13 protein-coding genes and 1 pseudogene are annotated in these 14130 nt (G+C 67.9%); 6 read left to right on the forward strand and 8 right to left on the reverse strand.

What is annotated here, in order from left to right; all coding sequences use genetic code 11:
* Positions 1-20: 20 nt before the first annotated feature.
* Positions 21-761 carry a phosphoglyceromutase gene (locus tag NJ1_RS30115; RefSeq protein WP_067700836.1) on the forward strand — a complete coding sequence of 247 codons (741 nt, stop codon included), beginning with the start codon at positions 21-23 and terminating at the stop codon, positions 759-761.
* Positions 762-1054: 293 nt separating this feature from the next.
* Positions 1055-3106 (forward strand): CocE/NonD family hydrolase, encoded by a 2052-nt coding sequence (locus tag NJ1_RS30120; protein ID WP_067700840.1) that lies wholly within the window; start codon positions 1055-1057, stop codon positions 3104-3106.
* Positions 3107-3230: 124 nt separating this feature from the next.
* Here the strand turns inward: NJ1_RS30120 and NJ1_RS30125 are convergent, their stop codons facing one another.
* From NJ1_RS30125 to NJ1_RS30135, 3 genes are all read right to left on the reverse strand, one after another.
* Positions 3231-4571, reverse strand: coding sequence for a carotenoid oxygenase family protein (locus NJ1_RS30125; protein ID WP_067700843.1), 1341 nt, complete (start codon positions 4569-4571; stop codon positions 3231-3233).
* A gap of 56 nt (positions 4572-4627) precedes the next feature.
* A complete protein-coding gene (locus tag NJ1_RS30130; RefSeq protein WP_067700846.1) occupies positions 4628-5677 on the reverse strand; it encodes a medium chain dehydrogenase/reductase family protein in 1050 nt (349 codons plus the stop codon).
* Positions 5678-5793: 116 nt separating this feature from the next.
* Entirely contained in the window at positions 5794-6366 is a 573-nt protein-coding gene (locus tag NJ1_RS30135; RefSeq protein ID WP_067700849.1) for a TetR/AcrR family transcriptional regulator, read from the reverse strand.
* 226 nt (positions 6367-6592) lie between these two features.
* Between NJ1_RS30135 and NJ1_RS30140 the strand changes: the two genes are divergently transcribed.
* Positions 6593-7840, forward strand: a complete 1248-nt coding sequence (locus NJ1_RS30140; RefSeq protein WP_067700852.1) for a sensor histidine kinase — start codon at positions 6593-6595, stop codon at positions 7838-7840.
* Positions 7837-8526, forward strand: a complete 690-nt coding sequence (locus NJ1_RS30145; RefSeq protein ID WP_067700855.1) for a winged helix-turn-helix domain-containing protein — start codon at positions 7837-7839, stop codon at positions 8524-8526. The genes NJ1_RS30140 and NJ1_RS30145 overlap by 4 nt, the downstream gene beginning before the upstream one ends.
* A 72-nt stretch (positions 8527-8598) precedes the next feature.
* Here NJ1_RS30145 and NJ1_RS30150 read toward each other — a convergent pair whose 3' ends face one another.
* The 5 genes from NJ1_RS30150 to NJ1_RS30170 all read right to left on the reverse strand — a co-directional run bounded on the left by NJ1_RS30150 (position 8599) and on the right by NJ1_RS30170 (position 12015).
* Entirely contained in the window at positions 8599-8952 is a 354-nt protein-coding gene (locus NJ1_RS30150; protein WP_067700858.1) for a hypothetical protein, read from the reverse strand.
* A gap of 324 nt (positions 8953-9276) precedes the next feature.
* Positions 9277-9744 (reverse strand): hypothetical protein, encoded by a 468-nt coding sequence (locus tag NJ1_RS30155; protein WP_067700861.1) that lies wholly within the window; start codon positions 9742-9744, stop codon positions 9277-9279.
* Between the two features lie 15 nt (positions 9745-9759).
* Positions 9760-10209 carry a hypothetical protein gene (locus tag NJ1_RS30160; protein ID WP_067700864.1) on the reverse strand — a complete coding sequence of 150 codons (450 nt, stop codon included), beginning with the start codon at positions 10207-10209 and terminating at the stop codon, positions 9760-9762.
* Between the two features lie 157 nt (positions 10210-10366).
* Positions 10367-11017, reverse strand: a complete 651-nt coding sequence (locus NJ1_RS40035) for a hypothetical protein (protein ID WP_067700867.1) — start codon at positions 11015-11017, stop codon at positions 10367-10369.
* Between the two features lie 128 nt (positions 11018-11145).
* Positions 11146-12015, reverse strand: coding sequence for a DUF3109 family protein (locus tag NJ1_RS30170; RefSeq protein WP_245717649.1), 870 nt, complete (start codon positions 12013-12015; stop codon positions 11146-11148).
* A 65-nt stretch (positions 12016-12080) separates the two neighbouring features.
* On the opposite strand from NJ1_RS30170, the gene NJ1_RS30175 reads away from it, so the two are divergent.
* On the forward strand, positions 12081-13073 hold the full coding sequence (locus NJ1_RS30175) for a Ppx/GppA family phosphatase (RefSeq protein WP_067700870.1): 993 nt from the start codon (positions 12081-12083) through the stop codon (positions 13071-13073).
* A pseudogene (locus NJ1_RS39415) lies at positions 13070-14130 on the forward strand (hypothetical protein); the annotation flags it as partial. The gene NJ1_RS30175 and the pseudogene NJ1_RS39415, both read left to right, overlap by 4 nt.

Consider the following 14130-nt stretch of genomic DNA (forward strand, 5'->3'; position numbering starts at 1 on the left):
GCACGTGGGAAGATGGCCGCATGACGTACACCCTCGTGCTGCTGCGCCACGGCGAGAGCGAATGGAATGCCCTCAATCTGTTCACCGGCTGGGTGGATGTCCAGCTGACGGAAAAGGGTGTCGCCGAAGGCAAGCGCGCCGGTGAATTGCTGGCCGAGCAGGGGATTCTGCCCGATATCGTCTACACCTCCCTGCTGCGCCGCGCGATCAGCACCGCGAACAACGCATTGGACGCGTGCGATCGCCATTGGATTCCGGTCGTTCGCGATTGGCGCCTGAACGAGCGCCACTACGGTGCGCTGCAGGGCAAGAACAAGGCGGAGATCAAGGACGAGTACGGCGACGAGCAGTTCATGCTGTGGCGTCGCAGCTACGACACCCCGCCGCCGCCGATCGAGGCGGGCAGCGAGTACAGCCAGGACGCGGACCCGCGCTACGCCGGTATCGACGTGCCGCTGACCGAATGCCTGAAGGACGTCGTGGCGCGGATGGTGCCCTACTGGGAGGACACCATCGCTCAGGACGTGCGCAGCGGCAAGACGGTTCTCGTTGCGGCGCACGGCAATTCGCTGCGCGCACTGGTGAAGCACCTGGAGGGCATCTCGGACGACGCGATCGCCGAGCTGAACATTCCCACCGGCATCCCGCTCAAGTACGAGCTGGACGAGAACCTGCGCCCGACGGGCCCGGGCGTGTACCTCGATCCCGAGGCCGCCGCGGCCGGTGCGGCCGCGGTCGCGAATCAGGGTGGCAAGAAGTAGCAGGAAGTAGTTGTACAACTGCTGTAGCGAAATGCGCGCTGTTTCCGAATAACTCGGAGACAGCGCGTTTTTCATCGGTGGAGCGGTCCGTGAAAGATTCCTGACCTGCTTCGATGCCGCGGAATGTGAGTCACGTCTCAGTACGGGACCGTAGGGTATTTACTTGTCTCCCAATTGTATTTGCCGGAGTTTTGCCCGTTTAATGCGGTAACTGTTACCAAGGGTTTGCAACTTACTTCGCGGTAGATATGCTCTCGGACGTTCGACCAAGTGCGAGAGGTAGATCACGTTCGATGAAGCACGCGCTACGGGCCACAGTGTTTTGCGCTGCGGCCGCTCTGCTAGTTCCGTTCACCGGAATGGCCGCCGACGCGGCCCCCACCCCGATCGGCCCCGACGGTGGCGCCGCGGGCGCCGCGTGGACCGCCACCCAGGACGGCGGTCAGCAGTACCCGAACGTCGCCATCGAATGGGACGTGCCCATCACCATGAGTGACGGCACCGTCCTCAAGGGCAATGTGTACCGACCGGCCGACGCCTCCGGGCGCGCGGTCGACACGCAGACTCCCGCGATCGTCAACATGACGCCGTACACCAAGCTGGTGTCGAACGTCGCCGACTCCGCGTTCGCCATCCCCGGTCTGGGCGACGCGCTGGTCAACCTGTTCCGGTCGATCAATCTGACCGGCACCCCCATCAGCGGCTTCGGTGAGCTGCTCAATGCGGCGGGCAACGGCGAACTCCGCAACTTCTCCGTCGACCGCCAGTTGATCAAGTCCGGCTACACGCAGATCGTCGTGGATGTGCGTGGCACCGGCTTCTCGCAGGGTGCGTGGGACATGCTGCGCCAGCGCGAGCAGGCGGACACCGTCGAGGTCATCGACTGGGCGTCCAAGCAGCACTGGTCCGACGGCAAGGTCGGAATGACCGGACTGTCCTACTCGGCCATCAATCAGGTGCAAGCAGCGGAGAAGCAGCCGCCCGCGCTGAAGGCCATCTTCCCGATCGTGCCCGGCAGCGACCTCGTCAACGACGTGCTCGCACCCGGCGGCGGCTTCGGCTTCAACTTCATTCCGCTGTGGCTCAGCGCCATCAACGGTCTCAAGTGGGTGCCGGACCTGGCCGCGATCGCGCAGGGCAAGTTCGACTTCAAGTGGCTGGCGGACCGTCAGGCCGACCCGTTCACCTACCTCGACGTGCTGATGTCCGCGTACACCAGCACCGATATGAACCAGCTCGATCCGCGGGTGAAGAACATGCTCAACGACCTCTCGCACGAACGCGAGGGCTGGCTGGGCGATCCGAGCACCATCACCGCCAAGACCTTCGTGGTCGGCGGCTGGCACGATCTGTTCACCTACTCCGAATCCAAGATCTACAACGAGATTCCGGCCGCGCCGGGTGACAAGCAGCTGCTCATGGGCAACGGCTACCACATCACCTCCGGCGCGGAGGCCGGTCGACCCGGCCTGCCGCCGCGTCTGGACGTGCTGCAGCGCGCCTGGTTCGACAAGTGGCTCAAGGGAATCGACAACGGGATCGACAATTTCGGCCCGGTCACCCTGCGCCAGCAGGGCGGCGGCTGGATCACCCAGAACGGTTTCGGCACCTCGGCTCCCGCCGAGGAGGCCTCGGCCTACCGCCGCATGTACCTGTCCGCGCAGCGCAGCGGCACCTCGAACGGTCTGTACGACGGTTCGCTCACCGGCGGTCCGAACGGCGACGACGCCCGGCTGACCGTCGCACCCGGCCTCACCACCCTGTGCTCCAACGATGCCGCACAGGCCACCGCCGGCTTCCTGTCGCTGATCGACGGTTGCGCCAAGGACTCTCGCATCGCCGAGACCAACGCGCTCACCTTCACCAGCGCGCCGGTCGCCGAGGCCACCACGGTGTCGGGCCCGATCGCGGTGCACCTCAACACCGTTCAGGACGCCGCCGACGGCTACTGGACCGTCACCGTCAACGACGTCGCGCCCGACGGCCAGTCCACCGTGCTGACCTCCGGTCAGATGATGGCGTCGCTGCGCCAGGTGGACGAGGCCAACAGCGCTCGCTCCGCCAACGGCGACTACACCGACCCGCGCGCCTTCACCTCGCTGGACAAGCGCGAGGAGACCGTGCCCGGCGAGGCCACCACCCTCGATATCGCACTCTCGGGCACCGAGGCCATCCTGCAGCCGGGTCATCGGCTCCGGGTCGACGTGTTCGCGGGGAACTTCCCCAAGGGCCTGCCCATTCTCCCGATGCTCATCGATACCGGTCTGAAGCCGCAGCACGTGCAGCTGGACCCGGATCGGCCGAGCTTCGTGAACATCCCGGTGCGCGGAAACTCCGGTTGGTGAGTCCGCTGCCTCGGGGCTGAGAACCCGGGTGTGCACAACGGCGTGCGCACCCGGAGTTCTGTTCTCGGACAGAGGAATCCGGGGACGCGCCGCGCGCGTCCCCGGATTCCTGCTGTCAGGCGATTCAGGCCCGGTCCGCGATCCAGGAACCGTGAATGCCGCCGGGCACGCGGCGAGGAAGCTGAACCGCCGCGATCGGGGGAGCGGTGAAGTCGTGGGCGTCCAGGATCAGGAGTTCGGATCGCCCGGACGCGGCGTCGCCGACGAGGGTGAGCAGGTAACCGTCGTCCTCGCCGGACGTGTCGGCTGCCGGGACGAAGACCGCCTCGCCCGGAATCCGGCCCGCGCCGGTCGGTGCGAGCGCACGTGCACCGGTGTCGTTGTCGTACTTGACGATTCCGATTCCCTCCAGGCCCGCGCCGGGGAAGGCCACGGCGTAGCTGTAGCGATTGCGACGGCCGAGGTAGTCCTCGTTGATCGTCGGGAAATCCGTGATCAGGGTGTCCAGCGGTGTTTCGCGGGCTCGGCCCGCGCTCGGCTCCAGCACGTATCGGTGGTGCACCGCACCGCCGTTGGGCGTGCTCGGGTGCCCGGGTGCGCCGACCCACCACTTCCACGAGGTCTCCCACGCGGAGCGGTCGAATCGCGGTCCCTCCACGAAGACCCGGCCCGCCTCGTCCTCGTAGGCGTTCGAGACGTGCAGCAGCGCACCGGGTTCCACATCGAACCAGTTGACCGCGCCGCCGGCGCGCGCCATCAGGCCGATGCGCGGCCGGTAGTCGTCGCTCCAGCGGTAGGGGATGCCCGAGGTCTCGGCGTGATCGAACACCACCGACATGTCGAGCCACACCACATGATTCGCGGTGATCGCGAAATCGTGCATGAGCGACGGGCCCGCGCCCTCGACGACCTGCTGACTGCGGATCTCGCCCTCGGCGGTGGCGACGTAGTAGATCAGATGCGGCGCGACGGGGGAGTAGGCGAAGAAGACCAGCTCCCCGGTCACCGGATCCTGCTTCGGATGCGCGGTCATGGCGGTGCTCAGCCTGCCCCCGAAGTCGTACGCGCCCACCGTTTCCAGGTCGGGAGTCAGCTCGAACGGCAGGTTCGCCTCCTGGAGCGCGAGGATGCGCCCGGCGTGCTCGATGATGTGGGTGCCCGCCACGCTCGCGGTCAGGTCGACGCTGCCGTCGGCCCGCACGTAGGGCGCGCCGTCCAGCGCGGGCGTCTTCACCCAGCGATTCCGGTACCACTCGGCCCGCCCCTCGCGCAGCCGCAGTCCGTGGATCATGCCCGCGCCCTTGAACCAATGCGTCGGCACGTCACCGGGTTTCGGATTATGGCCGTTGCGGAAGTAGCGGCCGTTCAGCTCGGGCGGGATCGCGCCGCGCACGGTCAGATCGTGTGCGGTCGACTCGTCCGGGACGGGCTCGTAGTGTCCGGTGAGATACGGCTTGGCAAGCATGGCGGCGCTTCCTTCGAAATCGGTTTCGGTCGAGCGAACTGCGGGGGTGGTCCTGATCAGGAGGCGTCGGGCACCAGCACGACTTTGCCTGTGACGGTGCCGGATTCGGCGAGGGCGAGCGCGCGGCCGGCCTCGCTCAGCGGGATTCGCGCCGCGATCTGGGCGTGCAGCTCACCGCGGGCCGCCAGCTCGAACACCGCGCCGAGATCCGCGGCGAGTTCCTCTCGGAACTTCGCGATCCGGCGCTTGCCGGCCCAGATGTTGTAGAAGTGCGCGGAACGCTTGTTGGGCAGCAGGTTCCACCACATCAGCCGGGCGAAGAGCTTCAGCACGGGCAGGCGCGAATCGCCCTCGTCGTTCTTGGTCGCGGCGGTGCCGTAGGACATCAGCGTGCCGCCGGGGGCGAGCAGCCGGAACGAATCCACGATGCCGGGGCCGCCGACGTGGTCGAACACCGCGTCGACGCCCTCGGGCGCGATCGCGCGGACCTGCGCCGGCACGTCGCCCCGGTAGTCCACCGGGATCGCGCCCAGGGCCGCGACCGCCCCGGCATTGCGCGCCGACGCGGTGCCGATCACCCGAACCCCGGCGACCCGGGCCAGCTGCACCAGCGTCGAGCCCACGCCGCCGTTCGCGCCGTGCACCAGAATCGTTTGGCCGGCACGGATTTTCGCGAAGCGATGCAGCATCTGCCAGGCGGTGATGCCGTTGACCACGAAGGTTTCGGCGGCCTCGGCGCTCAGACCGTTCGGCACGGGGATCAGATCGGCCGCCTCGACGACGCTGTGGCTGCTCCAGCCTCCGATCTTGGTCAGTGCGGCGACGCGTCGCCCGATCAGGGTCGGGTCGGTGTCCGGGCCGACCTCGACGACCTTGCCGACCAGGTCGTAGCCCGGGACGAAGGGGAAGGCCGGCTGGTCGTAGTACTTGCCGCGCCGCATCTGCTGCTCGGCGAAGGAGACGCCGCTGGCCTCCATGCGCACCAGCGCCTGTCCCGGCCGCAGCGGCGGCAGTTCGCGATGGCCGACCTGGACGCCGTCCGGTTCGACGCGGCCGGGCAGGACGATTTCGAGGGCGGTGATCGGGGTGGCGGTGTCGGTGGACATGGCATTGTCTCCTTGGTGTGTGACTGGTCAATCACTCGTGGTGGAAGAGAAACGCCTCCTCGGAAGGAGGCGTCCGGGGGGCCGCCGCTCGGCGACCCCGATGCCCGGGGACGAGCTCAGAGGGGTGGCTTCACGTGCCGGATCCCGGCGGTGAGGATCGACGCCCACGGGCCTTCCCCGGCGTCGAGGCCGAGCGTGGTGATCAGGTGGCAGAGCTGGCCGTAGGCCATGAAGTGCTGCACCTGCTCGTCGGTGGCGGCCGAGCGGTTCTTGGCGTAGTCGGTCACGCGCTGAAGTCCCCGGCGCATGGCCTCGGCGATTTCCGGGACATCGGCCGCGGACTGGGCGTGCACCTGCAGCATGAGCAGGCTCTTGTCCGCGATCAATTCGGCGTAGGCGCCGCCCATTTCGTGCAGGATCTGCCCCGGATCGCCGTCCGGAGTCCGCGCGGCCCCGGTGGCGAGCGAGCGCTCGACCTGTTCGAAGCATCGATCCAATGCGCCGACGAACAGCTCGACCTTGCTCGGGAAGAGCTTGAACACGTACGCGGGGGAGATCCCCGCACTCGCGGCGACGGTGTTGATCGGCGTGCCGTGGTAGCCGGACTTGGCGAATTCGGTGACCGCCGCATCGAGCACCGCCTCCCGGCGAACATCCGATGTGGAGAGGGTGGCTCCGCGCTTGGTCATGTGAGTGACTGTACACTCACTCTTTGGTGAAGGGCAACCCCGAGGGCCCGGCCGATCCGGCGAAAATGGTTGCCACGCAAACGCTCACCGCCGGCGCCCGCACCGCGACACGCTGGCCGAACATTGCGTGAACACCGGGCCAACAACCGTGGAAGCGCCCGTGACCTGCGTGAAACTTCCAGCACCCGGGGTTTGACCGCGCGTCGGCGACCGTACGATTCAAAGCGTGAGCGTTCCACAGGCCGTGCTTCTGGCAGTCCTGGCGGCCGTAGTTGGACTGGCCGTCGGCGGATTGCTCATCCCGTATGTGAACGCCCGTCAGGAACAGCGACGGGCCGCAGCCGACCCCGGGCTGACCATGTCCCAGGTCCTGGACCTGATCGTGCTGGCCTCGGAGAGCGGCATCGCCGTCGTGGACCAGTACCGCGACGTCGTGCTGGTCAACCCGCGTGCCGAGGAACTGGGCATCGTCCACGACCGGCTGCTCGACGAACGTGCCTGGTCCGCGGTCCAGAGCGTCCTGGTGACCGGCCACGACGTGGACTTCGAACTCACCGCGAAGATCCCGATGCCCGGCCGCGCCCGGCTCGCTGTGCGGGGAGTCGCCCGCCCGTTGTCGCAGGAGAACCCGAACTTCGTGGTCCTGTTCGCCGACGACGATTCCGAGCAGGCCCGCATGGAGGCCACCCGGCGCGACTTCGTCGCCAATGTGAGCCATGAGCTCAAGACTCCGGTCAGTGCCATGAGCCTGTTGGCTGAGGCATTGCTGGAGTCGGCCGACGACGCCGATTCGGTGCGCCACTTCGGTGAGCGGCTGCACGGCGAGGCCCGCCGCATGGGCAAGATGGTGACCGAGCTGATCGCGCTGTCCCGCCTGCAGGGCGCGGAGAAGCTGCCCGAGCTGGACGCGGTGTCCGTCGACACCATCGTCACCCAGGCCATCGAGCGCTCCCGCAATGTCGCCGAGGCCGCGGGCATCACCGTCAGCACCGATTCGCCCAGCGGGCTCGAGGTGCTCGGCGATCAGACCCTGCTGGTCACCGCCCTGTCGAACCTGGTGGAGAACGCCATCGCGTACTCCTCGGACGGTTCGCAGGTCTCGGTGAGCCGGGCGCTGCGCGGCGGCTATGTGAACATCGCCGTCACCGATCGCGGCATCGGCATCGGCAAGGAAGACCAGGAACGGGTCTTCGAACGATTCTTCCGGGCCGACAAGGCGCGTTCGCGCGCCACCGGCGGTACCGGACTCGGGCTGGCTATCGTCAAGCACGTAGCCGCCAACCACAACGGTGAAATCACCCTGTGGAGCAAATTGGGCACCGGATCCACGTTCACTTTGCGCATCCCGTCCCACCCCGCCGACCTCGGCGGCGGGGACAAGAGACTTCCCACCGGGGTACCGATGGGCAAGAAGGAAAACGGCACACGCCCCCTCGGGCGGGCCAGAACCAATGGTGTGGAGGCAACCCGATGACGAGTGTGCTGATCGTCGAGGACGAGGAGTCGCTGGCCGATCCGCTCGCGTTCCTGCTGCGCAAGGAGGGGTTCGAGGTCACCATCGTCGGTGACGGACCCTCGGCCCTGTCCGAGTTCGACCGCTCGGGCGCGGACATCGTGCTGCTGGACCTCATGCTCCCCGGCATGAGCGGCACCGACGTGTGCAAGCAGCTGCGTGCGCGGGGCAGCGTCCCGGTCATCATGGTGACCGCGCGCGACAGCGAGATCGACAAGGTGGTCGGCCTGGAACTGGGCGCCGACGACTACGTCACCAAGCCGTACTCCTCGCGTGAGCTGATCGCCCGCATTCGCGCCGTGCTGCGCCGCGGCATCGGCGACGAGCCGGACGGCGGCAGCGAGACCAGCGTGCTGGAGGCGGGCCCGGTCCGCATGGACGTGGACCGGCACACCGTGCAGGTGAACGGCAAGGCGGTGACGCTGCCGCTCAAGGAGTTCGACCTGCTCGAGTACCTGCTGCGCAACTCCGGTCGCGTGCTGACCCGCGGGCAGCTCATCGACCGCGTCTGGGGCGCCGACTACGTCGGTGACACCAAGACCCTGGACGTGCACGTCAAGCGCCTGCGCTCCAAGATCGAGGGCGATCCGGCCAAGCCGGAACACCTGGTGACCGTCCGCGGCCTGGGTTACAAGCTCGAAGCGTGAAAGCCGAACGCCCGCTTCGGAATTCCGAAGCGGGCGTTCGCCTGCTCTCTCCCCGACCGCTGAGAAAGGGTCTTATGCGTTGGGGTCGGACTGCAGCGTGTAGACCCACGCCTTGCCGACGACCGGCAGATCCTGCTCCTGCAGGTTGATCCAGCCCAGGTCGTCCTGCTGCTTGCAGTCGTACCAGGCCACGTCCTGGCCGTTGCCGCGGCACGCGATGGTGCGGCTGGTGCCGTACGGGCTGACGATGATCAGCTTGCCGGTGTCCTTGGCGGCCAGCGCGCCGCTCACGTCGGTGTAGTTCACGAAATCGGCGGTGCGATCGGAGAACTTGGCGGGATCGGTGCTGTCGGCGCCGGCGTGGGGCGCGAGGCTGAGAACCACACCGGCGGCCAGCGCGGCGACGGTGAGCGATTTCTTGATCATGGGCACGATGTCTAACATGCTCCGGTGAATCCGCAGTGGCCATCCGGTGTCGCGCGTACTTCCGGCTACTCACAGATCGAGGTCACCGAGCAGGTGGGACTGCGAAACAGACTTCCACGCAGACTGATTCGAATGCGGTGCCGCCCGGCGGGAATTCACCTGCGGTACACCTGGCCGGATCCGGCTCGGGTGGGCGCCGGTGTGCCGCGTTGCCGGGGATGTCCGAATCGGGGGCGCTGATCCCGGAGAATTCGGGCCGTGCGCGCGGACTTTCGCGGACCCGGCCCGGCGCGCACTGGGCGCCGGGCCGGGACGGGGTGTGGCCTAGGAGCCTGCGCTGCCGGTCGAGCCGCCCAGCAGGCTGCCCAGGGCCTTGCCCGCGCTGCCGGTGCCGCCGCCGTCGCCCGGGGTGCCCGGATCGGGAGTGCCGGGGTTGGCGGGATCCACGACCTTCACGATCAGCGACTTGGTGTTGCCGCCCTGCGACGCCACGATGATGTGCTGCCCCGCGGTCGAGGGCGTCCACTTCAGAGTGGACTCGCCGATCGGCATCGGCACCTTGCCGACGTCCGTGAGGCGCTGATCGTTGTCGGTCCAGTACACGAGCAGGCCGATGCCCGCGCCGCTGAGCTTGGCCGTCAGCGTGTATTCCTGGCCGATCAGCACTGTCGTGCTCGAGATGGAGACCGAGTCGACGGTGGCGCTCGCCTGGGGTGCGGCCAGGACCGCGATGCTCGCGGCGGCGGCGAGACCCGCCACGCCCGCGCCGAACCGGCGGGAGATGCTGCTCATGATGATCGCTCCTGCTTACTTGTTGCCGGGGGTGGTGCCGCTGCTGCCGCTGCCCAGCGGCCCGGCCGGTCCGAAACCGCTGCCGCTGCTGGAACTGCCGGACCCGAGCGGTGCGTCCTCGACCTGGACGATGGTGGAGGCCGTGTAGCTGCCCTGGGACGCGGTGATGACGTGCTGTCCCTTGTCCGAGGGTGTCCACGCGATGCTGGCGTGCCCGGGCGGCAGCGGGACCTTGGGGCCGGCGATGGCGTTGCCGTTGTCGCTGAAGTACACGAGCAGGCCCGCGGGCGCGCCGCTGACGGTGACCGAGACGGTGTACTCGGTGCCGACCGTGTGGTTCGAGCCGTCGACGCTGATGCTGTCGATCGAGGCCGACGCCGAGGACGCCGTGAGCACGGCGGCGGTCGCGAGGGCCGCGAAGCCGGTGAGTCCGGCTCCGGCCCTGCGCGCGGTGGTGGTGCGCATAGAACTCTCCTGGAAATCAAGCAAGCGTCCGCTTGGTTTTATGGGCACGGCGGGTCCCGGGTGACATCTCGCCGTGCCCCTCGCCGTACTGCTGCCCGCACTGCCCGCGGGCCGATATGATCTGCGACAACTGTTGTGCCGCAAGGGAAATCGACGATCAGCGCCCGAACGGCAGCCCGTCGAAGCTGCCCGAACCGCCACTCGGGGTGGTCGTGGTCGGCGGCGTGGTGGTGACCGGCGGATTCGTCGTCGGCGGGGTCGTGGTCACCGGCGGTTCGGTGGTCGGCGGGACCGTCGTCACGGGCGGCTCGGTGGTCGGCGGCACCGTGGTCGTGGGCGGGACCGTGGTGGTCGGCGGCGTGGTGGTGACCGGCGGTTCGGTGGTCGGCGGCACGGTCGTGGTCGGCGGCGTCGTCGTCGGGGGAGTGGTGGAGCCGTCGCCCACGGTCACCGTCAGGGATTTGCTGCTGCTGCCCTGTTCGAGGGTGATCACGTGCTGGCCGAGCGTTTTCGGCGTCCAGTCGACGCTGGAGTGGTGGGGCGGGTACGGCACCTTGGACGGCGGCGAGGTGATGGCCTGGCCGTTGTCCTTCCAGTAGACGAGCAGCCCGAACGAGGCGCCGCTGAGATCGGCGTTGAGGGTGTAGGTGCCGCCCACCTTGAAGTCCGACCCCGAGATCGTGATCTGGTCCACGGTGGCGTTGGCCGGGGTGGGGTTGGCCGCGAGGACCGCGACGGCGCCCGTCGCGGCGGCGAGCCCGGCGATGCCGAGGCCGAGGTATCGCCGGGCCGACTGGGTGTTGCTCATGTGTTCTCCTGTGCTGCGACCCATGAGGGGGATGGGTCTGTCGCACAGTAGGGGAGCCCAGGTGTGAAATTACCTGTTTTCAGAAAGTTACCGGTCAGTCGCTGGGGCTTTTTTGGACGATCGCCCAGTTACCGGGATTTTTTCTGTTCCGCCTTCGCCGCGGCGGCGGTCGTCGCAGGGTGCACCGCGACGATGCCGAGGCCCTCCCGGCGGCGGCAGTGCCGGGCCAGCTCGTCGTACGCGGGTTTGCCCAGCAGCTCGATCAGCTCCGGCGCGTAGTTCTGCCACACTGCCTTGGTCCCGACGTGCGCGTCCGGCGAACCGCTGCAGTACCACTCCAGATCCAGCCCGCCCGGACCCCAGCCGCGCCGGTCGTACTCGGAGATGACGGTCCGCAGGATCTCCACCCCGTCCGGCCGGTCCACCCAGTCCTGGGTGCGGCGGATCGGCAGCTGCCAGCAGACCTCCGGCTTGACCGTGAGCGGTTCCAGGCCCTTGCGCAACGCCATGCCGTGCAGCGCGCATCCGATGCCGTTCTCGAAGCCGGGCCGGTTCAGGAAGATGCACGCGCCGTCGACACGCCGAGTGCGCAACGCGGGTTCGTCATCGAGGTCGTCCTCTTCCAGATACAGCTTCTTGCGGACCCGGCCCTTGTCGTCTTCGGCCAGTTCCATCAGCTGCCAGTCCGCGGGTGTGAGCATTTTCACAGCCTTGGCGAGCTTCTTGCCGTCGTCCTCGTCGGAGAGGAACGCGCCGTGCGAACAGCACCCGTCGTCCTCGCGTCCGGCGATGATCCCCTGGCAAGCCGGAGTGCCGAATACGCAGGTCCACCGGGACAAAAGCCAGGTCAGATCGGCGGCGATCAGATGCTCGTCATTAGCTGGGTCGGTGAACTCGATCCACTCCCGCGGGAAGTCGAGTTCCACCTCGGGAGCCGGGTCGATCTTCGTCGCTGGTCGCAGCCCGGTGGGGCTGCTTGCGGATGCGCCTGCTGTCACACCGCGGAACGCTAACAGTTCAGTCGCCTGGCCTGTAGACGTGACGCACCCAGTACCGTGTTCTTGTGCGGCTCGGTGTACTCGATGTGGGAAGCAATACCGTTCACCTGCTCGTGGTGGACGCGCATCGTGGTGGACACCCGATGCCGATGAGCTCGACGAAGGCCACGTTGCGGCTTTCGGAGAGCCTCGATGACCAGGGCAGGATCACGCGCGAGGGCTCCGCGAGACTGATCGAGACGGTCGGTGAATTCGCCAGCATCGCGCGAACTTCGGGCTGCGTGGAGCTGATGGCGTTCGCCACCTCCGCCGTGCGCGAGGCCACCAATTCAGAAGAGGTCTTGACGCGGGTACGCGCGCAGACCGGGGTGAACCTCGAAGTGCTCAAGGGCGTCGACGAGGCCCGTCACACGTTCCTGGCGGTGCGCCGCTGGTACGGGTGGAGTGCGGGGCGCATCCTCAACCTCGATATCGGCGGCGGCTCGCTGGAGATGAGCAACGGCGCGGACGAGAATCCGGATCTCGCGCTGTCGCTGCAATTGGGCGCGGGCCGGCTGACCCGGGACTGGCTGCGGCACGACCCGCCGGGCAAGCGCCGGGTCGGAGTGTTGCGCGACTGGCTGGACGCGGAGTTGGTGCTGCCGACGAAGCAGCTGCTCGAGGTGGGCCGTCCGGATCTGGCGGTGGGCACCTCCAAGACCTTCCGGTCGCTAGCCAGGCTGACCGGCTCCGCCCCCTCTGGCGCGGGAATCCGGGTGCGGCGTACCCTCACGAGTTCCGGCTTGCGGCAGTTGATTGCGTTCATCTCGCGAATGACGGCCGCCGACCGTGCAGAATTGGAAGGCGTGAGTTCTGATCGGTCGCAGCAATTGGTGGCCGGTGCGCTGGTCGCGGAGGCGAGTATGCGGGCTCTGTCGCTGGATACACTCGAGATTTGTCCCTGGGCACTTCGAGAGGGGCTGATCTTGCGCAAACTGGATACCGACCTGGATAGCGAACCGATAGCCGGTGGCTCGAACGGTGGCCTGCCGGGCCCGATCGAAACGGTGTCTCGATGACCGAGGATGCAAGTCAGCTGTCCGTCGCCGAACTTCTGGCGCGCAATGGGCAGCAGGGTGCGCCCGCCTCCGGTGGTGGCGGACGCAGAAGGCGAAGTGGGCGCGGCATTTCCGTCGCGGATCTGACCGGGGATATTCCGGTGGTTCCGGGAGGTTCCGCGCATGCGGCTCCCGAAGACAGGGCCGAGTCCGCGCCCGATCCCGCGCCCGCCGAATCGGACTATTCCAACCTTTCGAATTATTCTGATTACTCGAACTTTCCTGATTACTCGGACTATTCACCCGCGGCGTCGGAGTCCTACCCCTCCTATTCGGAGCCGAAGCAGGACTACCCCTCGTACTCCGTACCCGATCCGGACCCCGCCTATTCACCGCTGTCGGGGCCGATCTCGTTCTACGACCCCGAGCGTCCCGCTTCGCCCCCCTCGCTACCCGAGCCGTCCGGGTACAACCGGTCCGGTGGTCAGGAGTGGCCGCCCGCCAACGGCAGTGCCCCCGACGGCCGCTCCGGACCGAACGGTTATTCCGCATCGAACGGGCATTCCGCCCCCGCGCCCGAGCAACCGCGCAGTGGTCGTCGCCGCAAGCCCGATCCGCTCTCCGCGGATGTGTCGCTCTCGGAGATCGACGGCACCGAACCGCCTCCCGCGCCGCCGCGCAGCGAGGGCGGGCGCCGCCGCCGCTTCGATCCGGATGACGAGTCCACCGACGAGGTGCGGCCCTTCCGCGCCGAGGCCGCCACCGCCCGCCCGGATTTCTCCGACCCCTGGCGCTCCGACTTCGGCGATCCCGGCGCTCGCACGAATTTCGACCCCGGCGCCCGCGCCGATTTCGACACTGGCGCCCGCGCCGATTTCGACCCTGGCGCCCGCGCCGATTTCAGTGAGCCGCCGCGCCGCGAATTCGGTAGCCCGTCGCGCGCGGAGACCTCCCGCGCCCAGCTCGACGAGGCCTCGCGGACCCGGTTCCTGGAGGCGGGCCGCGCCTGGTCGCCGGAACCCGAACAGCCACCGCGCAATCCGCGCCCCGGCGGTTTCGATCCACTGCAGGCCGCCGC

Origin of the sequence: Nocardia jejuensis NBRC 103114 (assembly GCF_001613145.1) — a bacterium.
In the GTDB taxonomy this organism is placed as follows: Bacteria; Actinomycetota; Actinomycetes; order Mycobacteriales; family Mycobacteriaceae; genus Nocardia; species Nocardia jejuensis.

What these genes read in the sequence shown, in the direction of transcription:
- NJ1_RS30115 (WP_067700836.1), top strand. Translation starts at nt 21, where the DNA reads ATGACGTACACCCTCGTGCTGCTGCGCCACGGCGAGAGCGAATGGAAT.
- NJ1_RS30120 (WP_067700840.1), top strand. Translation starts at nt 1,055, where the DNA reads ATGAAGCACGCGCTACGGGCCACAGTGTTTTGCGCTGCGGCCGCTCTG.
- NJ1_RS30125 (WP_067700843.1), bottom strand. Translation starts at nt 4,571, where the DNA reads ATGCTTGCCAAGCCGTATCTCACCGGACACTACGAGCCCGTCCCGGAC.
- NJ1_RS30130 (WP_067700846.1), bottom strand. Translation starts at nt 5,677, where the DNA reads ATGTCCACCGACACCGCCACCCCGATCACCGCCCTCGAAATCGTCCTG.
- NJ1_RS30135 (WP_067700849.1), bottom strand. Translation starts at nt 6,366, where the DNA reads ATGACCAAGCGCGGAGCCACCCTCTCCACATCGGATGTTCGCCGGGAG.
- NJ1_RS30145 (WP_067700855.1), top strand. Translation starts at nt 7,837, where the DNA reads ATGACGAGTGTGCTGATCGTCGAGGACGAGGAGTCGCTGGCCGATCCG.
- NJ1_RS30150 (WP_067700858.1), bottom strand. Translation starts at nt 8,952, where the DNA reads ATGATCAAGAAATCGCTCACCGTCGCCGCGCTGGCCGCCGGTGTGGTT.
- NJ1_RS30155 (WP_067700861.1), bottom strand. Translation starts at nt 9,744, where the DNA reads ATGAGCAGCATCTCCCGCCGGTTCGGCGCGGGCGTGGCGGGTCTCGCC.
- NJ1_RS30160 (WP_067700864.1), bottom strand. Translation starts at nt 10,209, where the DNA reads ATGCGCACCACCACCGCGCGCAGGGCCGGAGCCGGACTCACCGGCTTC.
- NJ1_RS40035 (WP_067700867.1), bottom strand. Translation starts at nt 11,017, where the DNA reads ATGAGCAACACCCAGTCGGCCCGGCGATACCTCGGCCTCGGCATCGCC.